The organism is Arthrobacter sp. P1_B11 (genome assembly GCF_056406715.1).
Genome location: NZ_JBFTZQ010000005.1, coordinates 26120 through 52151 on the forward strand (window position 1 = coordinate 26120; position 26032 = coordinate 52151).

At 65.4% G+C, this 26032-nt stretch carries 25 protein-coding genes; 16 read left to right on the forward strand and 9 right to left on the reverse strand.

Features of this window, described 5'->3' with window-relative positions; all coding sequences use genetic code 11:
• Positions 1 to 37: 37 nt before the first annotated feature.
• The gene (locus tag AC1D14_RS05600; protein ID WP_476968187.1) at positions 38 to 163 is read right to left on the reverse strand and encodes a hypothetical protein; all 126 of its coding nucleotides are present in this window, start codon (positions 161 to 163) and stop codon (positions 38 to 40) included.
• Between the two features lie 1258 nt (positions 164 to 1421).
• Between AC1D14_RS05600 and AC1D14_RS05605 the strand changes: the two genes are divergently transcribed.
• The 3 genes from AC1D14_RS05605 to AC1D14_RS05615 all read left to right on the forward strand — a co-directional run bounded on the left by AC1D14_RS05605 (position 1422) and on the right by AC1D14_RS05615 (position 4470).
• Positions 1422 to 2879, forward strand: a complete 1458-nt coding sequence (locus AC1D14_RS05605; protein WP_476881390.1) for an FAD-dependent monooxygenase — start codon at positions 1422 to 1424, stop codon at positions 2877 to 2879.
• A gap of 135 nt (positions 2880 to 3014) precedes the next feature.
• On the forward strand, positions 3015 to 3614 hold the full coding sequence (locus AC1D14_RS05610) for a hypothetical protein (protein WP_230118079.1): 600 nt from the start codon (positions 3015 to 3017) through the stop codon (positions 3612 to 3614).
• A gap of 244 nt (positions 3615 to 3858) precedes the next feature.
• Positions 3859 to 4470, forward strand: coding sequence for a carbonic anhydrase (locus AC1D14_RS05615; RefSeq protein WP_230118078.1), 612 nt, complete (start codon positions 3859 to 3861; stop codon positions 4468 to 4470).
• 108 nt (positions 4471 to 4578) lie between these two features.
• Here the strand turns inward: AC1D14_RS05615 and AC1D14_RS05620 are convergent, their stop codons facing one another.
• The gene (locus AC1D14_RS05620; RefSeq protein WP_230118077.1) at positions 4579 to 4959 is read right to left on the reverse strand and encodes a DUF7793 family protein; all 381 of its coding nucleotides are present in this window, start codon (positions 4957 to 4959) and stop codon (positions 4579 to 4581) included.
• 725 nt (positions 4960 to 5684) lie between these two features.
• On the opposite strand from AC1D14_RS05620, the gene AC1D14_RS05625 reads away from it, so the two are divergent.
• From AC1D14_RS05625 to AC1D14_RS05645, 5 genes are all read left to right on the forward strand, one after another.
• Complete coding sequence (locus AC1D14_RS05625; RefSeq protein ID WP_476881389.1) at positions 5685 to 6305, forward strand: TetR/AcrR family transcriptional regulator; 621 nt, start codon at positions 5685 to 5687, stop codon at positions 6303 to 6305.
• Between the two features lie 190 nt (positions 6306 to 6495).
• Positions 6496 to 6846, forward strand: coding sequence for a YegP family protein (locus AC1D14_RS05630; protein WP_476968188.1), 351 nt, complete (start codon positions 6496 to 6498; stop codon positions 6844 to 6846).
• A 629-nt stretch (positions 6847 to 7475) separates the two neighbouring features.
• Entirely contained in the window at positions 7476 to 7841 is a 366-nt protein-coding gene (locus AC1D14_RS05635) for a hypothetical protein (protein WP_230118076.1), read from the forward strand.
• Between the two features lie 205 nt (positions 7842 to 8046).
• Positions 8047 to 8322 carry a hypothetical protein gene (locus AC1D14_RS05640; protein WP_230118075.1) on the forward strand — a complete coding sequence of 92 codons (276 nt, stop codon included), beginning with the start codon at positions 8047 to 8049 and terminating at the stop codon, positions 8320 to 8322.
• A gap of 159 nt (positions 8323 to 8481) precedes the next feature.
• Entirely contained in the window at positions 8482 to 9744 is a 1263-nt protein-coding gene (locus AC1D14_RS05645; protein WP_230118074.1) for a MinD/ParA family ATP-binding protein, read from the forward strand.
• A gap of 26 nt (positions 9745 to 9770) precedes the next feature.
• On the opposite strand, the gene AC1D14_RS05650 is transcribed toward AC1D14_RS05645, so the two are convergent.
• The 6 genes from AC1D14_RS05650 to AC1D14_RS05675 all read right to left on the reverse strand — a co-directional run bounded on the left by AC1D14_RS05650 (position 9771) and on the right by AC1D14_RS05675 (position 17815).
• Positions 9771 to 10700 (reverse strand): DUF6177 family protein, encoded by a 930-nt coding sequence (locus AC1D14_RS05650; RefSeq protein WP_476881388.1) that lies wholly within the window; start codon positions 10698 to 10700, stop codon positions 9771 to 9773.
• Positions 10697 to 11107, reverse strand: coding sequence for a hypothetical protein (locus tag AC1D14_RS05655; RefSeq protein ID WP_230118072.1), 411 nt, complete (start codon positions 11105 to 11107; stop codon positions 10697 to 10699). Before AC1D14_RS05655 ends, AC1D14_RS05650 begins: the two co-directional genes overlap by 4 nt.
• Positions 11104 to 15087 (reverse strand): type VII secretion protein EccCa, encoded by a 3984-nt coding sequence (gene eccCa, locus AC1D14_RS05660; protein ID WP_476968189.1) that lies wholly within the window; start codon positions 15085 to 15087, stop codon positions 11104 to 11106. The genes AC1D14_RS05655 and eccCa overlap by 4 nt, the downstream gene beginning before the upstream one ends.
• 1 nt (position 15088) lies before the next feature.
• A complete protein-coding gene (locus AC1D14_RS05665) occupies positions 15089 to 15973 on the reverse strand; it encodes a CpaE/TadZ family protein (RefSeq protein ID WP_230118070.1) in 885 nt (294 codons plus the stop codon).
• Between the two features lie 205 nt (positions 15974 to 16178).
• Positions 16179 to 17546 (reverse strand): EsaB/YukD family protein, encoded by a 1368-nt coding sequence (locus tag AC1D14_RS05670; RefSeq protein ID WP_476881386.1) that lies wholly within the window; start codon positions 17544 to 17546, stop codon positions 16179 to 16181.
• Positions 17543 to 17815, reverse strand: a complete 273-nt coding sequence (locus AC1D14_RS05675) for a hypothetical protein (RefSeq protein ID WP_230118068.1) — start codon at positions 17813 to 17815, stop codon at positions 17543 to 17545. Before AC1D14_RS05675 ends, AC1D14_RS05670 begins: the two co-directional genes overlap by 4 nt.
• Positions 17816 to 18010: 195 nt before the next feature.
• On the opposite strand from AC1D14_RS05675, the gene AC1D14_RS05680 reads away from it, so the two are divergent.
• The 6 genes from AC1D14_RS05680 to AC1D14_RS05705 all read left to right on the forward strand — a co-directional run bounded on the left by AC1D14_RS05680 (position 18011) and on the right by AC1D14_RS05705 (position 23176).
• On the forward strand, positions 18011 to 18352 hold the full coding sequence (locus tag AC1D14_RS05680; protein ID WP_230118067.1) for a hypothetical protein: 342 nt from the start codon (positions 18011 to 18013) through the stop codon (positions 18350 to 18352).
• 81 nt (positions 18353 to 18433) lie between these two features.
• Positions 18434 to 18739 carry a pore-forming ESAT-6 family protein gene (locus AC1D14_RS05685; protein WP_230118066.1) on the forward strand — a complete coding sequence of 102 codons (306 nt, stop codon included), beginning with the start codon at positions 18434 to 18436 and terminating at the stop codon, positions 18737 to 18739.
• 20 nt (positions 18740 to 18759) lie between these two features.
• On the forward strand, positions 18760 to 19140 hold the full coding sequence (locus tag AC1D14_RS05690) for a DUF6507 family protein (RefSeq protein ID WP_230118065.1): 381 nt from the start codon (positions 18760 to 18762) through the stop codon (positions 19138 to 19140).
• Positions 19141 to 19171: 31 nt separating this feature from the next.
• The gene (locus AC1D14_RS05695; RefSeq protein WP_476881385.1) at positions 19172 to 21445 is read left to right on the forward strand and encodes a DNA/RNA non-specific endonuclease; all 2274 of its coding nucleotides are present in this window, start codon (positions 19172 to 19174) and stop codon (positions 21443 to 21445) included.
• 72 nt (positions 21446 to 21517) lie between these two features.
• Positions 21518 to 22105 carry a hypothetical protein gene (locus AC1D14_RS05700; protein ID WP_476881384.1) on the forward strand — a complete coding sequence of 196 codons (588 nt, stop codon included), beginning with the start codon at positions 21518 to 21520 and terminating at the stop codon, positions 22103 to 22105.
• Positions 22106 to 22201: 96 nt separating this feature from the next.
• Positions 22202 to 23176, forward strand: coding sequence for a dienelactone hydrolase family protein (locus AC1D14_RS05705; RefSeq protein WP_476881383.1), 975 nt, complete (start codon positions 22202 to 22204; stop codon positions 23174 to 23176).
• 71 nt (positions 23177 to 23247) lie between these two features.
• On the opposite strand, the gene AC1D14_RS05710 is transcribed toward AC1D14_RS05705, so the two are convergent.
• Positions 23248 to 24138, reverse strand: coding sequence for a ribonuclease Z (locus tag AC1D14_RS05710; protein ID WP_476968190.1), 891 nt, complete (start codon positions 24136 to 24138; stop codon positions 23248 to 23250).
• Positions 24139 to 24303: 165 nt separating this feature from the next.
• Between AC1D14_RS05710 and AC1D14_RS05715 the strand changes: the two genes are divergently transcribed.
• Positions 24304 to 25521, forward strand: coding sequence for a pyridoxal phosphate-dependent aminotransferase (locus AC1D14_RS05715; RefSeq protein ID WP_230118084.1), 1218 nt, complete (start codon positions 24304 to 24306; stop codon positions 25519 to 25521).
• 21 nt (positions 25522 to 25542) lie between these two features.
• A complete protein-coding gene (locus tag AC1D14_RS05720) occupies positions 25543 to 25962 on the forward strand; it encodes a nuclear transport factor 2 family protein (protein ID WP_230118060.1) in 420 nt (139 codons plus the stop codon).
• Positions 25963 to 26032 lie beyond the last annotated feature (70 nt).

Genomic DNA, 26032 nt, shown 5'->3' on the forward strand with positions numbered 1-26032 from the left:
GTCTCGGCTTCAAGGCTCTGTTCGAGGCATCTAGCCCTCACCGCCCCATCACGTCCAGGACGTCGAATATGGTGCGGAGCAGCACCAGGGCCAGACTGCACGCCGCGATCCACAGGCCGGTGACCTGGACGCCGGTCAATTTGGCACTCCCTTGCTCTTCCATCTGAGACCACTCTTCACTTGTTGGGGAATCATCGTAGGGGCCAGGAACTGACACTCAGGCGGGGGCGAAAATGGTCCCGATCGCGGCGACGCACAGCATGTCCATGACGGCTGTGTATACATTGGACCTGGGTTTCTCGCCTGACGGTGGGGCCGCACCCTGCCGACCGGGTGGGACCCCTGCAGAGCCTTGACGCTGCCAAAGCGGCCGCGGAACAAGATGCAGGGAAGCCGCTGCGGTGGCGCTGGATGGAGAACCGGCAAGTGTGGCGGGCCGAAGTCGGCTACCAGCGCGCCGCGGAGATTAGCAAGGGCCATCCTGGAACGCACTGACGTGGGGGTCGGCCTGATGACCTGATCATCCGGGCTGGCCGCCGGCCGCTGGCCCCTTTCCGGTAGCTCCGCTTCAGAGAAACGGGTAAAGGGGGAAGATGTCGGGAAGATTCAGCGCCGCGCGTGGGGGAACAGACTCTTCATCAGGCCCGACTGTCGGTGGGGCAGCGTCGTGCTGAGGCAGGTCGAAGAGCTGGAACTGAGTCTTCGGCTTGTCTTCGAAGAGGCTGTTTGTGATGGTCGTTGGCCGGACTGGCATTGCTGACCCCCTTTGCTACCGCCGGAATTCATTCCGGCTTTGGTGAAGGAAAAACGCTCCTGCTGCCTGCCGCTCACCGCCCGGACAAACGCGGGCACCAAACCGGCTAAGCCTTAGCCCAGTCTTCCTCCCGCCCATCAAGTGTCGATCCGCCTTTCGTCAAGGTTTGCTCAAGAACCGTTTACATCTGCCATGAGTCATGCGACCTCGCCTGCTGCCGGGACCTGGACTGGCGCAAAGCCGAGTGTGGCTATGAGGAACCAGCGGCGGTGATCCTGCCCGAAGCGACCACGTTCTGCACCATGTGTGTGGAAAAGATTCAGGGCCTCAGGGACTGCCCGGCTCCGGCCGATGCCCGTTCGATGACCGGCCCTGCCCTGACGATGAGACCGTCAACCGGATGATCGAAGAGCGGACTTCGCGGATTGCCAATCACACCCGGGGCCTTTTGCCGTGGAGGTATAGCGAGGTGGACACCACACCGCTGAACGAGCGTCGACCGGAGCATGCGACGGCCGTGCCTCTCGTGCCTGCTGGCGCTGTGTGTTGCCACTTCCAACTTATCGCGTACATAGGGGCTTGCGGCAAGGCCCCCGTCATGCCTCAGACTGGCTCGGACGGGCCCTGAGAAGGTGTACGGAAAAGGCTTGGAGAAGCGGGGGTTGAGATGGTTGATGTGATTGTTGCCGGAGGCGGTCCGACTGGGATGATGCTGGCCGGTGAGCTGACGCTGGCGGGGGTGGATGCGGCGATTGTGGAGCGCCGCCCGACGCCCGAACTGGTCGGCTCGCGTGCAGGCGGGTTCCACTCGCGGACGATCGAAATCCTCGATCAGCGCGGGATTGCCGACCGGTTCCTCGCCGAGGGCAAGCCCGTCCAGGCGGCGTTCTTCGGGAAAACGATGCTGGACGTGAGTGACTTTCCTACACGGCACCCTTACACGCTCGGCCTTTGGCAGAACCATATAGAGCGGATCCTGGCAGGATGGATCGAGGAGCTGGGTGTGCCGGTCCACCGGGGGCTCGAGGTGGCCGGCTTCGCCCAGGACGACAGCGGGGTCGACGTGCATCTCGCCGACGTCGGGCCGATGCGCGCGCTGTACCTGGTCGGCGCCGACGGCGGGCGAAGTGCTGTCCGCAAGGCAGCCGGCATCGAGTTCCCCGGCTGGGATGCGACGAGGAGCAGCCTGATCGCCGAAGTGGAGGTGACCGAGGAGACGCCGGCGGGCATCCGCATCGACGAGGTGGGGATCCACGGGCTGCACCTGATGGAGGACGGGCGGACCACGCGGGTGATCGTGACCGAGAAGCAACTTGGACCGGCGACCGAGCCCACCCTGGCTGACCTCGGCAAGGCGCTGACCGAGGTCTATAACACCGACTTCGGTGTCCACACTCCGACATGGATCTCGCGGTTCACCGACGCCACGCGCCAAGCCGCGGCCTACCGCAGCGGCCGTGTGCTGCTGGCCGGGGACGCCGCGCACATCCATGCTCCTTCGGGCGGGCAGGGGATCGGGCTTGGTATCCAGGACGCCGTGAACCTCGGCTGGAAGCTCGCCCAGGTGGTCAAGCGCATTGCGCCGGACAGCCTGCTGGACACTTATCACGCCGAGCGGCACCCCGCTGGGGCCCGCGCGCTGAAGCACACGATGGCGCAGTCGATCATGCAGCGGGCCGACCCGCGCATCGGCGCGTTGGCCGACACGGTGGCCGGCCTGCTGACGATCGATGAGGCACGGAAGCGGCTGGGCGGACTCATTTCCGGCCTGGACCTCCGCTACGACCTCGGTGAGGGGCACCCGCTGCTCGGGCGCCGCATGCCCGATCTCGACGTCGTCACCGCCAATGGCACCCTGCGCGTGTTCACCCTCCTGCACGATGCCCGTGCGGTGCTGCTCAACCTCGGCGCGCCGGGCAGCATCGACCCGGGGCCGTGGGCGGATCGGGTGCAGTTGGTGGACGCCGCGTACGACGGCGGGTGGGAGCTTCCGGTGATCGGTGCAGTCAGCGCTCCTGCGGCCGTGTTGATCCGGCCCGACGGGCATGTGGCGTGGACAGGAGACGGGACTCAGCCAGGGCTGGAGGATGCGATGGCCGGCTGGTTCGGACCTGCGCGGCATTAACGCCCCGCGAAGTACCGGTGTTTCCGCTTTGTTGCACCTGATGCGGGAGTGCTTGACTGGAAGGTACGACGACGGCCACGCCGCCTTTTTCGCCGCCACCGGAGGTGCTCGAATGCGCAAAACACGTATGAGCTGATGGCCGGTATCTGGCCCACTGCCGACCGGAATCCTGACCTCTCGGCGCACCTGGTCGAGTTCGCCGGGTGTCCTGATTTGCTGCTCTGGACGGCTATCGGTCTCACGACCATCTGGCAGCTCAAGCGCCGCAGCGCAGTCAACGGCCCGGTGAAGCTGGCCGAAGCCGAAGCGTGGAACCCAGCCGTCGTGACCCGCTACGCAGTCGCCGCCGGCCGCCGTCGGCTTGACATGCACCGGGCGGAGCGCCGGGAGGCCGAACGTGCCCAGGCGAATGGTGCCGCTCCGACGGAACCGGAACAGCCGGAGTTCCGAGGCAGGGCTGGCGGCTCAACTACTTTGCGCCCGAACCTCGTCAGCACAGGTGCCTTCGACGCGAGGGTGGGCGGCCGAAATCGACCCTGCCTACCAGGCATAAGGGCAGCCGTCGGGGCCACGAGGAGTGCCCAAGCATCCTCAGCCCGAGGGGCCAGCGACGACTGGGGTACCAAAGCCCCGGTCTCAGAGGGCTTCAGTTCGTCGCCGGCCCCGGTCAAAGCCCGAACGCTCCGTGCTCGGGAAGTGGTGAAGCAGCCGCTGAGCCCCCGCGGCGGGGCGTGAAGGGCTGCTTCACCTTCAATTCAACACTGGCCGCCCGGGCACCGCACCAGTGGCCAATACCTGACTTTGTGCGTGCCTGGCTACTCGCCTGCGCAGGTGTGACCGACGCGCGGATTTACGTCACCGGCATTCTGCAGGGCGGGTCCCGCCCCTATCGCCTAGCAGTCCGACCCAGACCCCTTAACCCGGCCACGGAAGCGATACTTCCCCATATGAGTCAGGACGCCCCCGTAAAGTAAGCAGGGTGAGCAGAATCAGCCCGTACGATGCATGGCAGCGCCTACTTGAAGGCAACGCGCGTTTTATCTCGGGAGATTCACTGCACCCGAACCAGAACGCCTCCCGGCGCAGCGAACTGGTGAACACCCAAAACCCGTTCGCGGTCATCTTTGGCTGCGCGGACTCCCGTCTCGCCGCAGAGATCATCTTCGACGTCGGTCTCGGAGACGTCTTCGTGGTGCGCACTGCCGGGCACGTAATCGACGACGCCGTTCTCGGCTCGATCGAGTACGGTGTCTCGGTGCTCCACGTCCCGCTGATCGTCGTCCTCGGCCATGACAACTGCGGCGCCGTCACGGCCGCGAAAGACGCCGTGGAAACGGGGGAGGTGCCCCAGGGCCACATACGCGACTTGGTTGAACGGATCACACCGTCGGTGCTGAGATCGCTGCGCGAGGACAAGACGGACATCAACGACATGGTCGTCGAACATGCCAAGCAGACCGTGCGCCGGCTGCTGGACAGTTCACGGGTGATCTTCGACGCCGTGGACGATTACTCCACCGCGGTCATCGGCGTCGCGTACCGGCTCGAAGAAGGCCGGGCGCAGCTCGTCTCTACATCTGGCGTCCTCTAAAGCTGGCGGACCCTGCGCATCCAGTGGCCGGATACGGCTAGCTCTCTCTCAACGCAGACCGTCTACTTGACTTCCTGCTGCCGTGGGCACGGTGACTGCGGCCGCTGGTCACGGTCGGTGACCGTGCAGCCAGCGCATGGCTTCGCACTCGTCCGTGAAGTACTCGGTGGGGCATGGAGGCTTGGGGAGGCCGAGCATGCCGTGGGCAATGACCCTGTCCACGGGCGTGGCGCCGAGAATGGCGAAGGCCCTGACGGTGGCGGCTTCGCTGTAGACGCTGATCGCCTCTCTGCTGACGGAACCGACGCCGGTGATTTGGAGCAGTACGACCGAGGGTTCCCCGCCCATGAGCGCCAGAAGCCCTTCGCTGGCAGCGGCTCCATCCTCCGCTGTCATTCGTGCCCCAGGTTTCAGGGTGATCCGAACGATTCCTTCGCTGATCAGATCCACGCCAACATTGGCGGCAGCGGTGTCCTGGAGTGATTGCATTCGTGTTTGGGTCCCATCACGTGGCGAGTTAGTTTGGCCGCACAGGGACGCTCGTCAGGTGCGGCATAACGCATACGCGTCTTCCGCTCACCCCCGTGGCCTGACCTGCTCAGCCTACTTGCTATTTTGCGTCAGACAAGTCGCAGTGCGGAGCGATTCCTCTGGGTGGTTGCGCCGCCATCACGACCCCAGCAGGAAGTCTGCCAGGGCGGTAGTGGTCCGAAACCCGCCAAGAGATTTCGTCTAAGGTCAGTCCGGTCATGATGTGCGGGACGGGTCGAATGATCCGGCGGGCGGGGAGTAAGCCAGCCCTTCAATGAGAGGGGCTCCGTCAGACTCGGAAACCAGGCGATTTGGTCGACCTCGTCGGCATCCTCAGCCAGGCGGACATCGCCGGGAACTACACGGAAGACTGGGCGGGTGGCGACCGTCACTTCGTCTGGTCCAACCGCGGCGGGGTCACTTTCCCAACCCACTCTCCGGGCGTACGCTGGGCGCCATCCAGTCGCCTGTATGGCGCTTGCAGCCCGGCCCAGGAAGGCAACATCAATGTCGATAGGCACCACGGGTAACTGGGACATGCCCAGCCGCTCGGCGCTGAAATGGCTCACCGATAACACCGGATCCCTGCTGCGCACCATAGCCGCCATCATCTGCAAGAGACCGGCGGACCAGCGGAGCTCTTCGGCCCTGCATCGACGCCGTGAACCTAGGACATTTGGATCATGACCGCAGCAGAGGTTCCGCACGGCATGTCGCTTCCGGGCCAGCCCTCCGTGGCCACTGTCGGCACTGTGGATCGTATCCTCGGCACCGCTTACGATCTGTTCTCCCGGCGGGGCATCCGGGATGTCGGCGTCAACGAACTGATCGAGTCGTCCGGGGTTGCGAAGTCGACCTTCTACCGGCATTTTCCGTCAAAGGACGATTTGGTCCTGGCAGTTCTGGCCCTCCGGGACCAGATCTGGTTCGCGGAGGTCGTTGCCGAGGCACAGCGCCGCAGCGGGACTCCGGAGGAAGAGTTGCTGGTCATCTTCGACGTCTTTGCTGACTGGCTCGGCAGCGGCGGCTACGAATCCAACGTGTTTATCAAAGTCCTCATGGAAATGGGCCCGGACCATCCCTTGGGCCGTGCCAGCGTCGAATACCTGGCCAGGATCCGAGGACACGTCCAGACCTTGGCCGAGGACGCCGGGCTGGAGCACTCCGATTTGTTCGCTCGGGCATGGCACCTCCTGCTGAAAGGCTCTGTTATCTCCGCCATGGAAGGCGATGAGGGGGCCGCCGAACTCGCCCGGCAGATGGCCAAGTGTCTCATCCAGCGCCACCGCCGCTGCATGCTCTGACGGAAGAGCAGGGGGTCGGGGAGTGCCCGCGTACTTGATGGGGAGTTCCCGTCTTTCCTAAAGGCCCCCTCCTGGTGACTGACTGCCCGGCCACCCTCATTGGTGGCTGCCCGAACCCGGACTTATCATGGCCGAGAGCGGACAGCCGACCCCGCCCGTCCTCTCCAAACAGCAGAAACGGAGGCGCAACATGTCCGGGTACTTTGAAATTATTGATGCCCCTGACGGAGGATTCCGCACTCGGCTCCGAGGGCCGTCGGGGGAAATCCTGGCCGTATCAGAGACCTTTCCGACGAAGCGACGGGCGGCGGCCGGCATTGGTCTCATTAGGGAGGTTGCCGGGACCGGCCTCATCCGGGACATGTCCTCAGGGCATCGCGGGGAGCCGTTCCGGCGCAGGCTTCGGCTCCTTCGGGCACAATCCGGTCGCACCGTGGTTGGCCAGCTCCGGGCGCATCCAGATCCTTCGTTTGACAGCGCGGTCACCGCCAGGGCGACTCTGCAACGAGCCGGTTCACGCCGCTGGCATTCCGTCACCTGACCTCAGGTGGTGGAGCAGGGCGCAATGAGGCAGCGGGTGGACCTCCCCGCCGGCAAGGCGAAGGAGCTGAAAGGCCGCCGGATGATCGCCGCGGCAATGGTAAAGGGTCAAATGGGCAGGCCTAGCGGCCGAGAAGTGGGGCCTCTCATGTCGGCGGCGCCCTTGTCGATCCCTTCGGTACGGAGCTGACGCGTTTCCTGCATTGCCGCACGGATGAGGGGCACGAAGACGGAGGCCAGGACCGCGATGATCAAGCGGAGCTCTAGGGCCGCGGAATGCCGGCTGTCTGCAGCCCCAAGCCCAGAAGCCACCCCACAGGCAACAACCTCAGAGACGCGTAGACGACCAGGCGCCTCCGCTTGGGCGGCATGCCCTCGAGTGAATCCGGCGGCCATGATGGCCAGTCGTACTTGCTGCCATCATGGCCGCCGTGGCCATGAGCCCGTGGCCGTGCCCACAGACTACGCGCACCCCGGCGCTATGACCGGGCCTGCAACGCGCATCCATGGCGGCAACGGGTCGCTCCGGCGGCCCGTGCCGTTCGCCTGCGGTGGCGGTACATTTTCTGCGTGCCTCTCGCGACCGTGTCCTCTCACGAGTAGCCTTTCAGCATCACCAGAGGGGTCACCATGCGCATACTCCAGACAGCCACCGATGCCATCAACGTGGCCAGGATTGACCGGATTGCCTATCTCAACCGCGAAGAGCGGATCTTTCTGACGAGGACGACCGGCAGGCCGGACTATGCCACCCCGGACCAGGGCGAAGTCATTGCTGACATAGGGCGGGCAGTCCCCGTCACCCTGGTCTACGTTGAGGACCAGCTCGAAGGGAGCCTCATCGTCGCGCGCCTCACAGACCTGATCGCCAATTCTGACTCCTCGGTCATCAAATTCGCCGAGGTTCGAAAGGATGCCCGGGACAGGGTTGCTGAAATGCGGTACAGAGATTCCGACGGCGGCGAAGATGCTCGCGATGTGGACTCCACTGACTAGGGGCACTCCACACGGTGAGGACCCCGTCCTTTACAAGCGCGAAGGCATGGCTGCTGTGCCCCGCCGCGGTGAAGGTGAGAAGGAAACTTCCGAACCGGAGTAGTGACGTCGGACTCGTTGGCTGCCCCGGGGGAATAGCAGAACCTGCGAATGCCTTGTTCTATGTGGGGCACCGAAGACTGGCTGCCCTCATGAAAGGATTCCCTTGCCCACCGCCTTTATCCCGTTCACCATGCACGCCACCGTCCAAGAGGGCCACAAACGGTCCTTCCGGACCGACATCGAGCGGCTCACCGCAGGCCACCGAGGCTGGGCGCCTCTGGATGTCGTGAAGTCCACAAACACCAAGGCGTTTTTTCGCGGTGCCATCCCGCAAAGTGAGCACACCGTGACCGATGCGAGCCTGGCCCGCTACCTCGAGGACCGCCTCGTGGCCGACAACGACATCCACCTGGATCTCAGCGTCACCATCGAGCGCTAGCAGACGCCAACGCAAGCCCCGGACCAGACAGGTCCGGGGTTCTTTGTTTGTGGCCGGAAAGCCCCGAAACGCGGCCGTGACATGACCCCACCCGCGGGCACCGGATAGTATCGCTGGGGCGGCGCCGTGTGGCGGACGCAGTACTTGAGGAGTGAAGTGATGGATCTGGGGGCCACACGCGTCGAGGTATTCGTCGATGGCAGGGTAACAGTTGGCGGGGAGCCCATCGCTCCTCCTGACGGAATGGACCCATACTCAGCGGCTATTGCAGTCCTCGCCGAGTACGCCCGCAGTTCGGGTTCGCCGGCGCTTGCACATGCCGTTGACCACACCAATGGCCAAGAGGGCCGGTTCCGGGTGCTGGCCGATGGCACCGCAGAACCAGTCGCGGAGGCCGTTTTGCCTGCTGCGCGGGAGGATTTCCCGCGCACCGAGCAGCCGGCTCCTCGGCCGGACATGGACACAGCGCCCGGCGCCGCGGGAGAACCGTCGCCGTACGGAGCGCGCCACATTGAGACCCAGTTCGTCCGGCCGGACCGTCCGCGGCCAACCAGCGGAGTCCGGGGCGTTCTGTACTCTGCCACCGGCGGGTTTGTGAACCTGGGCCCCAGTGCCAAGGACCAGGATGAGGCGGAACTGGAACGCCGGATCGCCCGGCCACTGTCCGGCAGCTTCAACACCGCCGTCCTGAGCCTCAAGGGAGGCATCGGCAAGACGTCCACCACGGTGGGTGTCGGGATGATCCTGGCCGAGTACAGGGGCGACCACCCCTGCGCCATCGACGCCAACCCGGACAGCGGGGACCTCGCCGAGCGCGCCCTGGGCGAGATGCTTTACCAGAAGGTCAAGCCCAGAACCGTGACGGACATCGTTCGTGACATCGATGCCATCAGCTCACTGACCGCCCTGACCGACTACATGCACCACGCGAACCGGTTGCACCTCGTGGCCGGTGAGCAGGATCCTGCGTTGTCGGACGCACTGACCGCCGACGAATACCTCAAGATCAAGAAGCTCGTGTCACAGTACTATTCGGTCACCCTGACGGACTGCGGCACCGGCGTCTCCCATCCCGCGATGGCGGGGGTGCTGCCGGAGGCCACCAACCTGGTGATCGCGTCCGGCTATGCCGTGAGCGGAGCAAAGCGCGCCAGGAATACGCTGCAGTGGCTGGCCGAACACGGCTATGAAAATCTTGCGCGGAACGCGATCGTTGTGGTCACGGACAAGGACCAGGTGTCGAACCGCGTAAACAAACGCGCCATTGAAGAGCACTTGGCCGGCTACTGCCGGCGGCTCATCACCGTGCCGCACGACCGTGGCGTGGCCGACGGGGACCGCATTTCGCTGGACAAGATCTCAGCAGGGACGCGCCGGTCATACAAGGAAATTGCCGCCGCTATCGTGGACGGCTACGTCTAGGCCCGGATCCTGCACACACAAAAATCCTAGGCATCTGCTGCCAGGCCGAGCAGCAGACGCTCCCGAAGTACCAGGGCACGGCCCGCGTCCCAGCCGCCTGCGTCCTGGCCGGCCGCCTCAGGGAACCGGACCGCCAGGTGCCGCAGCGGCGGTGATCCCCGGAACTCGGCGCTGACGCCGTCGAGGGTGGAAAGATCTGGCCGTAGCTGGCGAACCAGGCCAGGCCCCATCAGTGCCAGTTGCGGCACGCGGAAACCGTCGTGGCCGGCCGGAACTGCGAGCCCGTCGGCACCGAAATGCAGCTCCACTCCGAACTCATGCGCGCCGCACGCCACCGCCACCTTCTCGGCACTCCGCCAGTCAGGATCTGCACGCGAAGGATCAGCACGCACCTCAGCGGAAACCATGGCATCAAAGGATTCCACGACGCCGGATCCGGTGCGGGCAACGGTCAGCGCGCCCGCAAAGCCCCGGCCGGAGAACAGCATCGTTGCCGACGGCATGTGCTTCCGGAACCATGTGGTCATGGGTGCCGTCTCCCAGGGCTGACCCAGCGGCTCGGCGGGCCCGGCGTACTCCGGCCTGCCGCCGGTGACGGCCTGCAGCATCCCTGCCGTGAAATCTCCGATGACGAGTTCATGGCTCGCCGCATGCAGGACGCTGCCATGAAGGACGACGGCGGGATGCGGCGCCGGTGCGTCGCCCGGCCCGCGCGCCGAGAAGGCGCCGCAGAGCCCGGTTCCGCTTGGGACTTCAGTCACCCAAGTGACGCCGGAGGCCTTGAGGAACGCCAGCAGCGGATAACTGGGTGCTGCCAGCGGCTGGGTCTGCAGGGCGACGACGCTGCCGGGGGCGGCTGCCCGGGCGGCGTCGCCGAGCTGGGCGCGCAGCGAACGGCTTAGCCAGGGGTGCGGCGCCGGCGCGGCCACAAGCAGCAGTGGCAGCGCCGCGTTCATGGTCCCCAGCCCGCGTTCAGGACCTGGTTGGCCTGCGGATCAACGACTAGCCCTTTGGTGCCAATCACAGTGATCATGAGGAAGGCGCGGACCGACTCGGCGGTTTCCTTGTCCGCGTCTTCCGACTCCGCATCTTCCTTGTCCACAGCGCAGCTGACTTCCGAGACCCAAGCGTCGCCCTTGAGCTGGCCGGCCACGTCGGCGCCGAAGATGCGCTGAAGTTCCTCGTTGGCGGTGCGTTGGGGTGCGCTGAGCAGCGCGAGGTCTTCACCGTTGAAAGCGATGATCAGGTCCGCAGAATTCTCTGCGGACACCAGCGTGAACTTGTTTTCAAACTGTGCCGAAGCCCGGTCGAAGAGCCCCAGCCGTGGATCCTGGTCTGAAATCAGGTGGAAGTCGTAACTCACGGCAGGGCGGCCTCGCTGTCGTGGTGGAAAGTCTGCAGTACCGTGGCGTGCCGTCCGGGGCGGAGTATCCTGGCGCGCCCGGTGACCAGCGGCATGGGCCGCTCTCCGTTGGCGATCACGCCTTCGGACCGGTCGCCGGAGAACATGACCACCGGGGCGCCGGCAGCGCGCAGTCCTGCGACGAACGGATCGTGCACAGTCAACGCCGCACCGCTGATCCTTCCAGTGACCAATGCAAACAGCCCGACGTCGGAACCCGAGGGCAGGTAACCGGCCAGTGGCCGCAGCGGCTGGCTGCCTGTTGCGGCAAGGATGTCGTAGTCGTCCACAAGCAGCACAATGCGGGGTGATTTCACAGGCGCGCCGGTGCCGTCGCCGAGCCGTTCCCTGACCTGGCCAGCGACAAAGTCGGCCAGCTGCGCGGCGCGCAGGCCGTTGGAGGCGTACTCTCCCAGATACTCATCCGGGATGAAATTCTGCAGCTGCTGCCGCGGATCGAACACGGCAAAAGCGAGTTGGCCGGGTTCATGCGTGGCGATGAGCTGGGTGGCGACGGTCTTCAGCAGGTTGGTCCGGCCCGTTTCCGGGTCGCCGAAGATCACGGCTCCGCGGTCTGATCCGAACAGGTCCAGATGCTCTGTTTCGGCGTCATGCTCACGGATGCCCAGTGCGACCGTGYCGGATACCGGGGCGCCTGCGGGCAGCCGGACGAGCGGCGGCAGAACCCGTACGGGGGGTGCCGTCCGGTCACTGAACTGCCGGAGGGCGTGGGTGAGTTCGCCCAGCTCGGCGGCGGAGTTGCCGGCGTCAGGGGCTTCGGCCAGGGACGGCAAGGCAAACTGGCCGATGGTTCTGTCCATGGTCAGTGCCCTTCCGGGCCGGTTCGGCCCCAGCGTGCTGGCGAGCCTGCGGTCAAGCGAGTCCGCGGGATCGGCGATGTGCAGTTCGATCCTGTTGCCGAGGAGCGATTGCCTGGTCATGCGGACCTCCGACCAGTTCCGGACACTCACTACCACGTGGATCCCCAGGGAGCTGCCGCGGGTCATGATGTCGTGGACTGCATCCTCGATTTCCTGGAACTCCGAACTCAGGCTGCCGAATCCATCGATCAGCAGGAACACGTCGGTGCAGCTGAGTTCTTCGAGCCGGCCTTTGCCGCGTGCCGACCGCATCGCCTGAACCGTGTCGAGCCTGTTCGCGTCAAACGCCGTCTGGCGGATGTTGAGGAGGCCCTGGACCTCCTCAATGGTGCGTCGGAGCAGTTCGCGGTTGCCGCGGCCGGCCACGCCGGCGCAATGCGGCAGGTCCGCCAGCCCGGCGAGGGCGTTGCCGAGCAGATCCACGGCATAGAGGTTGACGTCGGACACGCTGTGGCTCAGGGCCAGCGCAGCAGCGACGGTCCGCAGTGCCGTGGACCGGCCGCTTTGCGGCGCGCCGATCACTGCGAGATTGCCGCCGCGCGCTGTGAAGTCCAGATGCCAAGGGCCCTGCCACTGCCGCGCGGGGTCATCCAGTATCCCGACGGCGGGGGCCAGGTAACGGGGCTGGGCCAGCCGCGGCCCTGTGGAGGTCAGGTTCAGGGCGGCGCCGGTACCGTGCAGGGACACGGCAGCCGGAAGGGGCGGCAGCCACACCGGCGGTGTCATGCGCGGCTGCGCGGATGCGAAGCCGACGACGGCGGACAGGATGGTGGGGCGGTCCCCGGAACCGTCGGACGAGTGGGTTTCGGGCTGGATCGCGACGCTGGAGCCGTCGGGGGAGACGGCTCCGCCGGCTGGGCCGGCTCCCTGCAGTACGGGGAGCGGCGGCTGGGCCCCTAGCTTGAACAGCGTGACCGGGACGGCCTCCTCGGCGGGGGCGCCGCCGTCGTCGTCCTTCGACGGAAGGGCGCCGGACACGTACGCTGCCCGGAATCTCTTGAACACCGTGGTGTCCACCTTCAGGATTCCGTGCCCCGGTGTGCTGGGCAGGTGGTAGGCGTCCGGGACATCGATGATGGTGCGGCTTTCGCTTTCCGAGTTCGTGTGCAGCGCGATCCGGTAGGCAAGGTACGTGTCCAGGCCGCGGAGCATCCCTGATTCGACCTTCTGGGAGGCGAGCAGCAGATGGATGCCGATGGAACGGCCGATCCTGCCGATGGAGAGCAGCAGGTCGATGAAGTCTGAGCGGGCGGTGAGCAGCTCGCCGAATTCGTCGATGCAGACGAACAGATAAGGCAGCGGCTCCTGCAGTGCCGGGTTGCCCGGCGTCCGTTCCCGCGCCAGCCGGTAGTCGTTGATGTGGGCGAAATCGCCGCCGTGCTTGAGCAGTTCCTGACGCCGTTTGACCTCACCCGAGAGGCTGGAATGGATCCGGTCCACCAGGCTGGCGTCGCTCACCAGGTTGGTGACGAGGCCTGAGACATGGGGTGCGTCCTCAAAGGGGGCAAAGGTGGCGCCGCCCTTGTAGTCCACCAGGACCATGTTCAGGTCCTGCGGGGAATGCGTGGCGATCAGCGAAAGGACGATGGTGCGGAGCAGTTCTGACTTGCCGGACCCCGTCGCCCCCACGCATAACCCGTGCGGGCCCATGCCCTGCTGGGCCGGTTCCTTCAGGTCCAGGTGGACGGGGGCGCCGTCATCGTCTTCGCCGATGGCCACGCGGAGGAAATCGGGACCCCGGTCCGTGTGCCACAGGCGGAGCATTGCCTCGGCCGTGTACTCAGTGAGCCCCAGGGCTTCCGCGTAGCTGCGGGATGACTTGTGCTCGCCGAATTCGTGGGACATCTCGGACAGGCGCAGGGGCGCGAGGGCACGCGCCAAGCCATCGGCAACCTCGGGCGGCACCTCGTCGGCAATGCCTGTGACCATTTCACCGGTGGCCGTGGCCTCCACTGTCAGTGCATCAGATGAGACGGTCAGGCGAAGGTCAACGCGTTCGGGCTCGTGCTGCTGTTCCGTCAGCAGGTGGATCCTCGTGATCGCGAGCCGGTTCAGGTCAAGGCCGGCCGGCACGCCGGGAAGAGGCGTTGCGTTGTGTCCCGGCAGGTCCGAGATGACCACAAGGCGGGGCAGGGCGTCTGCCGGGAGCAGCTGGAAGTTACGGGCGGCACTGGTGAGGGCCGCCGCTCGTGCGTCCAGTGAGCTTCGCAGCAGTGGGGCCAGCTCCTGGAAGGACGCAGCCTGCCGGACGTTGCCACCCGTCTCCTGCAGGTGCGGCAGCCATTTGGCCCAGTCCCAATCGTCCAGCTGCCGTTCTCCGGCGACGATGGCCAGCTCCACATCCTCGGGGGAGTGGGCGGCTGCGAGCTGGCCCAGCAGGCTGCGGCATACCATCAGTGCCGCGGCGCGGTCACCGACGATTGAAACGTCGGAGACGGATCCCAGCGGCAGGGTCAGGGGAATATCCGGGGTGGACATGAACCGCTGCCGCAGCTGCTCGGCTTCGGAGAGCATGAAAGTGTCGGGCCGCTCCACCGCGTCGCCGCTGTCCTGGACCGTGATACTCCGCCGGGGGACGGCACCCGTGCCGAAACGCGTCATCAGGAAGTCCGGACTGGTCCGCCGCCGCTCCCACAGCCGGTGCGGATCATTGACCACATTTTCGACCAGCCGGGAGGCGGGCGGGTGTGCGGCGTTGGCCGAAGCCCGGGCACGGTGCTCCTCCGCTTCAAAGTCCTGCCGCCGCCGTCGCAGGTAGTCCAGGTAGAGGCGGCGTTTGGCCGCCCGCTGCCGCGTTGACTTGCCGCGCTGGGAAAACAGCAGCACCACGGAGGCCAGGACGGTGGCCACCATCATGATGGCACCGATGCCGGCCAGGGATGAACCGCGGAACAGCATCATGACGGTCACGGAGGTCGCGGCGCCCAGCATGGGTACAAGTGCCAGCAGGTTTGTGCCGCCACCGGTCGCCAGCTGCGGGGGCGCATCCAGCTGGGCGGCCTCCGAGGCCTGTTCGGGGAGGGTGGTCCGGGCCGGCCTGTGGACGATTCGGATAGTCATATCAGCTCCTGTTGGCTGCCAGCAGAGCCCGACCTGCCAGTTCCGTGGCGGCGATCCTGGTCCGTGAACCGAGCCTGCTGAGCTGGAGGGCGCCGCCTGAGGCCAGGTGGCGGTCGTAGGGCAGGCCGTCCGCGGCTGCCGCCCCGGCCTGCCGCGAGCGCACGGTGACGCTCAGCTGCTGGGCAGCCGGGAACGAATCCGCCAGGTCAGCGCGTATCTTGCCTAGGAGGGCCGCATCGGCGTCTCCCGGCGGAGTGACCAGCACGACGGCGTGCGCCGTCGACAGCAGCGCGGCCGAGTGGCGCGACAGCGGGGAGTGCCCGGCGTCGACCACCGTGACGGCCATGAACCGCGACAGGGTAGAGGACACATCAGTCCATTCCGCGACGCCGATTGGCGAGTCGGCCAGCGTCAGCACGTCCCGGCGGTCCGCGGCAAAGATCTGGTTTCCGCACAGGACCGCACAGGCCGTGGCGTCCGGCAGGGTCCGGACAGGTTGGGTACGCAGCTGATGCATCAGCGCGGACAGGGGCGCCGGTCCTGGCGCGCCCAGGTAGCGCAGAAGCCTCCCCGACTGGTCCGTGCTGTCCAGAGCCATGACGGTTTCCTGCCGGAGGCTGCCGAAGAGTTTCGCCAGGACCGCGGTCACCGTTGACGTACCGGCGCCGCCGGCAGTTCCGACGACGACGATCCGCCGTCCCGTGGTGATGGGCGCCTCGACAGCGGCGCTGGCCCGGATCAGGCGCTCCGACAGCGACCCGGATGTCACAGCGTCGGTGACTTCGAAGCGGATCCGTTCCCACAACGTGTCGCCGTTCTTTCGGTGGCCTGTTGAAGGGCTCGGCGCGGGATCGGGACGCGGCGTCGGAACGGGACGCGTTTCCACGACCGGTGCCTGCGCTCGCGGTGCCCGGGCTTGGGGTGGCGCAGGAACAGCGAGCGGTGCCGAAGGTCCAAATGGCGCGGCCGCAGCGGCGACCATGCCTGGAAAGCCAGCTGCCGCCGTCGTTGTTTCCGGCGGAGCAGCATCCTCTGGGGAGGCCAGCCGTCGCTCGGATGTCATGCCGAGAGGGAATCCGTTGCGGCGTTGGTCAGCCAAAGGTCTGTCCTAGCTGTGTGTAGGCTCCGGACAGACCGAGAACCAGTGGGATGGTGGAGAGCACGCAACAGAGTTCGATCCGTGCGGCGACCACGCGGAGGCGGGCTGCGGTCTGGTCCCGGACCCGGGCTGCGGAGGCTGCCAGCACGAGCACGCCCATTCCTGCAGCCCCGGCCAGCAGGAACGGCTGCTCCGCCGCACGGGCCAGCACAATGACGGAAGCAAGGAATCCGGCGGCGGCGGCGACATAGACGCCGGCGCGCTGTGCCAGCAGCGGCAGTGACAGTCCGCGGAACGTCAGCGCGCCCAGCAACGCGAGGGGCAGCAAGGCCGCCCAGACGGGCCGGTCCGCGGCAGTCGCGGTGACGGCTGCGGCGGTCGCCGTCACCGCGGACGAAATCAGGGTCCACCCCGTGAGCGCCCCGTGGGCCGAATGGATGGCGTCCAAGGTGCTGCGTCGGGTGATGCGCCTGCCTTGGCGTTGGTCGTCGTCGAGGCCGCTGAGACCCGCAATCGCCGTGGCCATCCGCGGGGCGACACCCAGCGTGAAGATGCCGGCAATACCCGCCAGCCCTGCGGCCAGAGGTGCATCGGACGTGCTCCAGTTGAGCAGCGCCCAGGTCCCGCCCAGCGCCGAGAGCAGTCCGGCGCTGGAAAGCCAGGGAACATACTTGCCCGTCCCCGCGGCCATGGCGGCCATGGCCAGAGTTATGGCGCCGACCGCCAACAGGGCTCCCGTGCCAGGATCCGCCGTGGCCCAGGCAGCCGTCGTCACAGACACGGCGGCGCCTGCAGCCGTCAACGCCACCCCGGCCGGCAGGGCACGCAGCCGCATGACGGGGACGCCGAGCAGGATAAGGGCCGCCGCGAAGAGGATCCCGGTCAGTGGGGCGGAGCCGCCGCCTGGTCCGGTGCCTTGCAGCAAGACGGCGGCGGTGCTGCTGCCGGCCAGTAGCAGTCCTGCGACTGCGGCCAGTCCGACCGTCCGCAGGGTGCCTGACCAGAGCGCGGGCATCCGCTCGGTGGCTGCCGCTGCAAACGACGGGACGTCGTAGACCTCCGGGGCAGGCGGCACATCGCGCTCATCACGCAAGTACAGCAGTGCGCCGTCGACGATCCCGGACTGCCGCAGTGTATGCGACACATCCAGGGTCGATCCCAGGCTGGTGGTCAGGACCGACGACGTGATGAGAGCGGGGGCCGTTCCACGCGAGGGCTGTGGCGGCGCGTCCGGGGGCCCATCGTGCAGGAGCGTGAGGATTTGGGGTATGAGCGAGGCCAGTGGCTCGTCTGATGGAAGCCGCAGGTCCAGATGCCGGTGAGCGGAAATGACCGTGACGCGGCTGAGGGCTGTGCTCAAGGGGTGATCCCATTCATCATGGCGGAGTGGATGGTGGCTGCGGAGCCGGCCTGCTTGCGGTTCTGGTCCTCCAACAGGCTGTGGACAAAGCTGTAGCCAACGCAGATCGCGGCGACGAGGGCAGCGATCAGCAACGATTGCAGGAGGCGGCCCGTTGCCGAGCTATAGCTCCGCTCCTGGGTGTTGCCGCCAAAGAGCAGTGAGTCGTCAAGCCTGTGCTTCCTGACGCGTGCTGATTCAAGTAGCCGGGCGTCATAGTCGTCTGCCACGAACGGGCCCCCTTCCATATCCGTTACCAGGGCACCCACAAACCTACCGCGGCACTATTCGGACTCCGCAAGTCACGCGTTGTAGGAGCCTGTTTAGTGCATCGACTGGACTTATGCGCCGGGATTCTCCATGCTGGTTAACGTGCCTTGGCGCCGTCCGGCGCCGGCGCGGTCTCATATTCCGGTGGGGGAGCTATGGCCATTTTTGATATGGGTGCCGACACGATCGGTAACCTGAACAAGCAGACTGACGTGTCGCATCAGGACCTCGGTGCCTTGGTCCGGCGTTTTGTGGATGCGGTGACGCCACTCGAGGGCCGTTTCAGCGGAGCAGGCAAGGCGTCGTTTGATGCCTTCAAGAACCGCTCCGATCTCGTGGCGTCCGAACTCAACGCGGCACTCGCCGCAATCGTGCACGGCCAGTCCGGGATGAACACAGCCTTCCAGCAGGGCGACCTGGCGGCCAGTGATAACGCCCGCCGTACGGAAGGGTCCGCGAACTTCGACGGCGCACGCTTCCAGGGCCGTGCCAACTGAGGCAGTTCCTGCCACCTGTCCGCAACAAATTTCCTTTGAATCCGGAACGGAGCAGGAGCCGCCGCAGGCTCCGACATACCCATGACTGCTAACCGCATCGCATACGACACCAACGTTTCCGCCCAGGTACAGGGCGACATTCAGGCGCTCGCCGCCCAACTCGAAGGCCTTATCGCCCAGCGCCAGTCCGACGTCAACCAAGCGATGGCCGACTTTCGCGCAGACGGCGTCGACGCCGAATACCAGGCGGTTGAGGCGCGGTGGGGCAACGCGGCGAACGAGGTCAAGGCAATCGTCGCGCTGGTCCGCAGCACGCTCGGCCTTAACGACGAATCCGCCTCCACGGCTGCCACCTCTGCCCGCAATGCGGTGCAGGGCATCGGCTAACGCGGTCGGATGTCCGGCTGATGACAGGCTCGTGGAACATCGACGTCGCTGCGACAGCGGCGACCATTAAGGCGACGGCCGCCCAGGTTGAATCCGTCCAGCCCGCACTCGTCGGCATGGGCAGGTCATTGGAGCAGGCAGCGGCAGCGATCCCGGGCGAAGCAGCCGTGGTGCTGGCCGCCCTGAATGATGTGCTGAACCTGGGAATAGGGCCCGCAGCCAATGAAGTGGTGGGACGGTCCGGGACCATCATCACGTCCACCGTGCAGGCAGTGAATTTCTACCAGCAGGGCGACCTTGCGATGGCCTCCTCGGCGCAGCGGAGTGCCGGTGCCGCGGCAGTGCTTGCGGGCGACGAGTCGGCAGGTTTCAAGAACGCCGGCTCGGCGACAGTTCAATGATGAGAATTTTAGTGAGGGGTTGAACGGCGAAATGGCTTTGGCTCCCGATGTCTGTGTTCAGACCGGATCGTCCGGACTGGATCCGAGCGGCGGCTTCCGCCTGCCCGACGTCGATGCCCTGGACGCTGCGGCGCATGGGCTGCAGCGGCACGCGGACGACTTCATGGCGGGCATCTCCTCCTCGGCCAGCCAATGGCAGGGGCTGGGGTCGTCGTACTCCACCGACGATGCTCCAACTGTTTTGGCCGCCTTCGGGAAGGTCACACCCGCCGCAGAACGGGTGCAGCGCGGCGGAACGGAGACGGCGACTGCCCTCACCGCGTTTTCTTCAACCTGCCGGGAGTTGAAGCAACGCTTGGAAGCCTACGGGCGGCGGGTTCATTCGCTGGATGCGGACATCGATTCGTTTCCCACCTCGGTGGAAGAGACCACGATGGTTAAGGGTGAGCAGGTCACCACGAACGTCACCCAGCACTGGAGCGGCGACGCCGACCTGACAGGCCGGCGCAACGCCCTTGCAGCTGACGTCGCGGCCATTCGCAGTGACTATAATGCGGCCCAAAACACCTGTGCGGCTACCYTGGCGGTGCTCTCCGGAGGAGACGTGCACACCGTGGCGCAGGCACCCATGACGGATCACCGGTCCGGAAACTGGGTGGATGACTGGCTGTGGGACGCCGGCACGTTCGTGGGTATCGACCACCACGACGAAGAGCAGCCCTGGGGCATGCAGACCGTCCCGTACCGCCCGAACGGGGTTTTGGGGTTCCTGCAGGGTGTGGGCGCAGGGGCGGTGGAACTTGTGGACGGTGTCTGGTCCCTGACTGGCACTGGAAACCAGGCAAAGCGCGATCAGGCCTGGGGTGGCATCAACACCCTGGTCACCAATCCAGGTTCTGTGGACTGGGGGTCAGTTCTTTCATCGTTTGCGCATTTGGACGAAGCGGGCACAAACCAGAATTGGGCCATGGGCGCTGCGATATTCAACACCGCTTCCTTGTTCGTTGGCGGCGGGGCCGGCGCCGCAGTGAAGTCCGGGACGGTCGCCAGTAAGGCCGGGCTGGCGGCGGAGAAACTCAGCATCGCGACGATGGACAGTGCCCGGCTTGGAAAGGTCTCCGCCCTGCTCGGGACCACGGCCCAAGGGCTCTATTCCACCGGAACGGTCCTGTCAAAGCCCGGTTCGCTGGCACTGAAAGTTTCCGACCTCGTCATGCCACAAACAACCGCCAACGTTCTGGACGCTCTCACCAAAGTCAAGGTAGGTGCGTGGATGGCAGCTGAGAAAGCGCCGGTGGCCGTCTGGGACCATGCGGTGGTCCGTCCCTTGGAAGGTGCGTCGACGCTCCTGCGAGCGACCGATCAGGCGATCCCGAAAGTTGCCGTTTCACCCGGCGGTGCAGCCAGCCTTGGACACGGATCAATGGGTCGAATGGCCGACAGCCTGGACTCGGCCGCGGCACATGTCCGCGCGGCCAAGGTTCCCGAGACGCCCATGGCGCAGGTTGTCAGCCCCGTTGAACACTTTCCAAAACCCGAGACTGTCACGCAGACCATCGTGGTCCGGCATGGGGAGGCGAATTTCCCGGTCAGCAAGAGGGATAGCTTCGCCGACCGCGTGGGACTCAAGCCCAACGCGGAGTACGTGGTTGAACACCGCACAACGATGAACCACGTGACCCATGAACCCGTGGACTCGATTGAGAAGTACTACACGGATGCCACCGGCAAGGTAGTCAGGGTAGACACCTACGCTGGAGTCCGCGGTGCGTGGTCCCCGGAGCTCAATAAGCCGGTGCCGAATGTGACCTACAACGTGGTGGCGAAGGTCGACGGAGACCTCGAAAATACATTCACCTACGCAACTGACGCCACGGGACATGCCCAGAGTGTTTCGGGCCGCATCACGTCGACCTTTGCCGGGAACATGAACCGAAACGCCTGGCAGCAGCTGCTGGCAGGAAAGCGAGTCGGCGGACCGGCCTACGAGGGTGGGCATTCAGTACCCTCGTTCCTAGGGGGTGCAGGGGAACGAATCGGCCTGTTCGCCCAGCACCAGTTCCAGAATCGCGGCGCCGGTGTGCCTAACGCCGGCGGCCCCGCGTTCCACGAGTTGGAGCGTACGATGAGGGACGACGTCAAGCAACGACTGGCGGCCGGCCAGGCGGTAGATGTGAGCTGGTCCATGGAGAACGTGCCCGGGCCTAAGCCCGGAATGCCGCACTCCATTGCTGTTGGGTACGAGTTCGCGGGCGAACGCGAAGTCTTCGACGTCTTCGATAACCTCGTTCAGGGAGTGAAGTAGGTGCCAGATTTTAGCCAGTCGGCCGGGACAGCTGAGGTGCAGACGGCCCTCCAAGCTCTCCAGAGAACGTGCATGGGGCCGGATGGCGCCTTTGCCGACGTCGACGAGTTGGTCATCACGCAATCCACTTTTGCGGGATTCTCACACCGATACGGGGACATGAGGACCGGGGACACGTGGGCCTTTACTACGGGCCGCCACCGCATTCCGGTCTCTGAGCTGGCCTGGCTCGGCGAGTTCAAGAAGAGCGCGTTTCGTCCCGGTTTCGGTAGCTGGATCACGGTACGCGTCCATGTATTTCCCGATGCACCTGGATTCGTTGAGGTTTTCGACGAGGAAATTCCGGCTTCCGGAGGTGCCGGCGGAGTCGCATCCCGGCGAGTCGGAACGGCGGGCGTACTGACTTCGGAGTTATTGGCATTTCCCCGTACTGTCGACCACATTCCTCAGTGGATGTGGGATGTTTTTCGCGCCGACGGCGTTTCCCCTCCGGTGTACAACGCCGATATGAAAACTGTCGACTGGGATAACAAACGTCTGCCCGTGTCCGATACCGGCACGGATTTCTCTGTGGATCCCGTGGTCATTGATCCGGCAAAGGAGCCCGGCGTCTTTTCAAAGATCAGCAAGAAGATTTTCGGGAAATGGGCTGATCGGTAGTTGCCGGCGGACGACCACCGGGACCGGTCGCACCGCGCCCCTTGAAGTACGACGGGCTTCGGAGGAGGATTTGCGGCAAAACTCCAGGAGGCCCTCATGACCCAGCTTGGCAAGTTTGAGAAGTACCTGATCGAGGAATTCTTCGACGATTACCGCGCTGGCGCCATGACCCAGCACACATTCACTCGCAGGGTCGCATTCGTCACCGGCAGCATGGCAGCAGCATCGGCCGCGATGCTGCTGGTCGGTTGCTCGCCGAATGAAGTTCCGCGCAGCACCGATCCCATGCCCACCCCGGCGCCTTCGTCGTCGCTTCCCGGGAGCGCGGCTTCCGCCGGCGCAGTACCGGGGGCGAAAAGCCCCCTTTCCGTTCCTGAGGGTGCGGCAGGCCTGGTGACGGCCACGGTGCGATTCCCTGCCGGCGGAGCAGACGTCAGCGGCTACCTTGCCCGCCCCGAGGCCAGTAAGGCAGGGCCCGCTGTACTGGTCTGCCATGAGAACCGCGGGCTGACCCCGCATATCCAGGACGTGGCACGCCGGTTCGCCAAGGCCGGATATACAGCGTTGGCGCTGGACCTGCTGAGCAGGGAGGGAGGCACGGCGAGTTTGGACCGGGATGCCGTCCCTGGGGCACTGACCAAGGCCGGAGCACAACGCCACGTGGCGGACTTTTCCGCCGGTTTCGACTACCTGCAGTCCCAGGACTTCGTAGATCCGGACCGGATCGCCATGACCGGCTACTGCTTCGGCGGCGGCATCACCTGGCAGGCGGCGACGGAGCTGACTGGTCTGAAGGCAACCTCGGCGTTTTACGGACCCGCTCCCGATCTGGACAAGGTCCCGTCCATCAAGCCGGCGGTCTTTGGCGTGTATGCGGAACTTGACGACCGGATTACCGGCGCGATGCCGGCGTTCCGGGATGCGCTGGCCGCCACAGACGTCCGCCACGAGCTCAAGGTATATCCCGGCGTCGACCACGCGTTCCACAACGACACCGGAGATCGCTACAACGAAACGCAGGCGACCGCCGCCTGGAACGACACACTGGCCTGGTTCGGCAAGTACGTCTGACGGTGCGCGCGTTGGCGCAGAGGCGTCCATGTGGCCCGTATGCTCATGACGACTAGGTTGCGTCCCGCACGTTACAGCGTCCGCTGCCGGCTGGGGAATGTGATCCTGTCAAGGTCCTTCGCGGCCACGACTGTTGCCCCGCCGGCGCATGCCCGGGCCTGCCCGGCAAGCAGGTTAACATCCCCATAGCGGGACGAGAAGTGGGTGAGGACGAGCGTGCCGACTCCGGCTGCGGCAGCCAGTTCGCCTGCCTGCCCGGCGGTGAGGTGGGCAAACTGGGCGGCCAGGTCGGCGTCGTCGTCACTGAACGTGGATTCCGCCACCAGCAGGTCAGCTCCTTCCGCGAGTTCCTCTGCGCCCCAGCACGGCGCCGTATCCATGACGAAGGCGAAACGCTGACCGCGCCGACGGACGCTTACCTCGTTGAGGTGCACTCCGCGCAAGCTGCCGTCTCTCTGCAGGCGGCCGATGTCCGGCCCTGCAATGCCGGCCGCTGCGAGCCGGTCCGGGAGGAGTGTGTGGCCGTCCGGCTCGGTGAGCCGGTAGCCGTAGGTCTCGACGCGATGCTTAAGTGGCCGCATTTCCAGCCCCGGCGCGATCTGTCCGGGACCCGAGTGCGGGTGCAGTCGCAGGTCAAGGCGTGGAGGCGTGACGGACACGAGCGCCCGGACCACGTCCTCGCCGGAGGCTGGATAGTGCAGGTGCACCGGATGCGCCACGCCGTCCAGAACCATACGCGAAAGCACTCCGGGCAGCCCAAAGCAGTGGTCGCCGTGGACATGAGTGAGGCAGATGCGCGTGATTTGGCTGGCCGAGACTCCGGCGTGGATCATCTGCCGCTGAGTGCCTTCCCCCGGGTCGAAGAGCAGGCCCTCGCCGTCCCACCGCAGCAGGTAGCCGTTGTGGTTGCGGGTCCGCGTCGGAACCTGGGAGGACGTGCCAAGGACGACCAATTCACGCATGAAAGTGAGTGTCTCACCGGCTCGCGGCGCAGGGCCATCGTGCGCGGCAACTTCATGGGGCGCTGGGGCACAATACTTCATATCTCTAATGGGCTGCGCGCGGGTTGGCGAAAACAAATCGGCGGCAACAACGTGGCTCATGGCGGGATTATGAAAAGATCAACCATGCGTCCGATGCAGCTCTCCAGCAAACTCCAGAACGTCCGGTATGAACTCCGAGGACCCCTGCTCCAGACGGCCAAGCAAATGGAGGCCGAGGGACACAGGATTCTCAAAATGAATCTGGGGGACACCGCGCAATTCGGACTTGAAGCGCCCGAATCCGTAGTGGTGGACATGATCCACCACTTGCGCGGCGCCCAGGGCTACAGCGATTCCAAGGGCATCTTCTCGGCCCGCACCGCCATCTCACAGTATTACCAGACCAGGGGTCTCCTGCAGATTGGCGTCGAGGATATATTCATTGGCAACGGTGTCAGCGAACTCATTTCCATGAGTCTTCAGGCATTCATGGAAAACGGTGACGAAGTTCTCATCCCTGCTCCCGATTACCCCTTGTGGACCGCAGCCGTTTCGCTCACCGGCGGCAAACCCGTGCATTATCTGTGCGACGAGGACGAAAACTGGTGGCCGGACATGGCCGACGTCGAGGCGAAGATCACCCAGCGCACTAAAGCGATCGTTATTATCAATCCGAACAACCCCACCGGGGCCGTCTATCCGCGGCAGGTTCTGGAGCAGTTCGCCGCCCTGGCACGCAAGCACAACCTCGTCCTTTTCTCCGACGAGATTTACGAGAAAATCCGCTATGAGGACGCCGAGCACATCCACACTGCCGCAGTGGCGGACGATGTCTGCTGCCTAACGTTCAGCGGTCTGTCCAAGGCGTACCGCATGCCCGGCTACCGCGCTGGCTGGGTGGCCGTCACCGGTCCGCACGCGGCGACGCTGGCTTACCGCGAAGGGCTGGAACTGCTGGCTTCCCTCCGCCTGTGTCCCAACGTCCCTGCCCAGCACGCGATTCAAACCTGTCTCGGCGGCTACCAGAGCATCGATGCGCTGATCCGGCCCGGGGGAAGACTGCGGGAACAGCGTGACCGAGCGCTGAAACTGCTCACCGCCATACCCGGCGTGACGTGCGTCCCCGCTGCGGGAGCAATGTATTTGTTTCCACGCCTTGATCCAGAGCTCTATCCGGTAAAGAACGACGAGCAGTTTGTCCTGGATCTGCTGCGGGACCAGAAGATCCTGGTTTCGCACGGAACGGCGTTCAATTGGCCCGAGCCTGACCATTTCCGCTTCGTCATCCTTCCATCCGTGGAAGACATCGAGGAAGCAGTGCGCAGAATCTCCGCGTTCCTTGCGGCCTACCGGAGCAGTTAGCAACTGAAGGGGAGCGAACTGTTGAGTGAAATTGTTGATCGACTGGCGGCGGCAATGAACGCCCATGACCTCGAAGCGGCAGCCGCGCTGTTCCACGAGGACTACCGAAGCGAGCAGCCGGCGCATCCTGGCAGGGCCTTCGTTGGCCGGGCCCAAATGCACGCAAACTGGCGGGCGATGTTTGCCGGCATTCCTGATTTCCGCGCGGAAGTGGTCCGTTCAGTCGACGACGGCAACACCACATGGAGCGAATGGTTGTGGTCCGGAAACCGCACTGACGGGCAGCGGTTCCAGGTCCGTGGGGTGACCCTTTTCGAAGTGGCTGGAGACTTCATCACCGCAGGCCGCCTCTACCTTGAAAATGTCGAGCGCGAAGATGTGGGCATCCAGCAAGCGGTGCAGGACCTGTCCGGACGCCGACCCGGCCGCTCAGGGGACTGAGCAGGCAGGCCCTGGGCGGTGCGGAAGCTGCCCCGATGCTCCTCCCGCTCCCGGTTTGAGGGAGGGGAGG

What these genes read in the sequence shown, in the direction of transcription:
- AC1D14_RS05600 (WP_476968187.1), bottom strand. Translation starts at nt 163, where the DNA reads ATGGAAGAGCAAGGGAGTGCCAAATTGACCGGCGTCCAGGTCACCGGC.
- AC1D14_RS05605 (WP_476881390.1), top strand. Translation starts at nt 1,422, where the DNA reads ATGGTTGATGTGATTGTTGCCGGAGGCGGTCCGACTGGGATGATGCTG.
- AC1D14_RS05610 (WP_230118079.1), top strand. Translation starts at nt 3,015, where the DNA reads ATGGCCGGTATCTGGCCCACTGCCGACCGGAATCCTGACCTCTCGGCG.
- AC1D14_RS05620 (WP_230118077.1), bottom strand. Translation starts at nt 4,959, where the DNA reads ATGCAATCACTCCAGGACACCGCTGCCGCCAATGTTGGCGTGGATCTG.
- AC1D14_RS05625 (WP_476881389.1), top strand. Translation starts at nt 5,685, where the DNA reads ATGACCGCAGCAGAGGTTCCGCACGGCATGTCGCTTCCGGGCCAGCCC.
- AC1D14_RS05630 (WP_476968188.1), top strand. Translation starts at nt 6,496, where the DNA reads ATGTCCGGGTACTTTGAAATTATTGATGCCCCTGACGGAGGATTCCGC.
- AC1D14_RS05635 (WP_230118076.1), top strand. Translation starts at nt 7,476, where the DNA reads ATGCGCATACTCCAGACAGCCACCGATGCCATCAACGTGGCCAGGATT.
- AC1D14_RS05645 (WP_230118074.1), top strand. Translation starts at nt 8,482, where the DNA reads ATGGATCTGGGGGCCACACGCGTCGAGGTATTCGTCGATGGCAGGGTA.
- AC1D14_RS05650 (WP_476881388.1), bottom strand. Translation starts at nt 10,700, where the DNA reads ATGAACGCGGCGCTGCCACTGCTGCTTGTGGCCGCGCCGGCGCCGCAC.
- AC1D14_RS05680 (WP_230118067.1), top strand. Translation starts at nt 18,011, where the DNA reads ATGGCCATTTTTGATATGGGTGCCGACACGATCGGTAACCTGAACAAG.
- AC1D14_RS05685 (WP_230118066.1), top strand. Translation starts at nt 18,434, where the DNA reads ATGACTGCTAACCGCATCGCATACGACACCAACGTTTCCGCCCAGGTA.
- AC1D14_RS05690 (WP_230118065.1), top strand. Translation starts at nt 18,760, where the DNA reads ATGACAGGCTCGTGGAACATCGACGTCGCTGCGACAGCGGCGACCATT.
- AC1D14_RS05700 (WP_476881384.1), top strand. Translation starts at nt 21,518, where the DNA reads ATGGGGCCGGATGGCGCCTTTGCCGACGTCGACGAGTTGGTCATCACG.
- AC1D14_RS05705 (WP_476881383.1), top strand. Translation starts at nt 22,202, where the DNA reads ATGACCCAGCTTGGCAAGTTTGAGAAGTACCTGATCGAGGAATTCTTC.
- AC1D14_RS05710 (WP_476968190.1), bottom strand. Translation starts at nt 24,138, where the DNA reads ATGCGTGAATTGGTCGTCCTTGGCACGTCCTCCCAGGTTCCGACGCGG.
- AC1D14_RS05715 (WP_230118084.1), top strand. Translation starts at nt 24,304, where the DNA reads ATGCGTCCGATGCAGCTCTCCAGCAAACTCCAGAACGTCCGGTATGAA.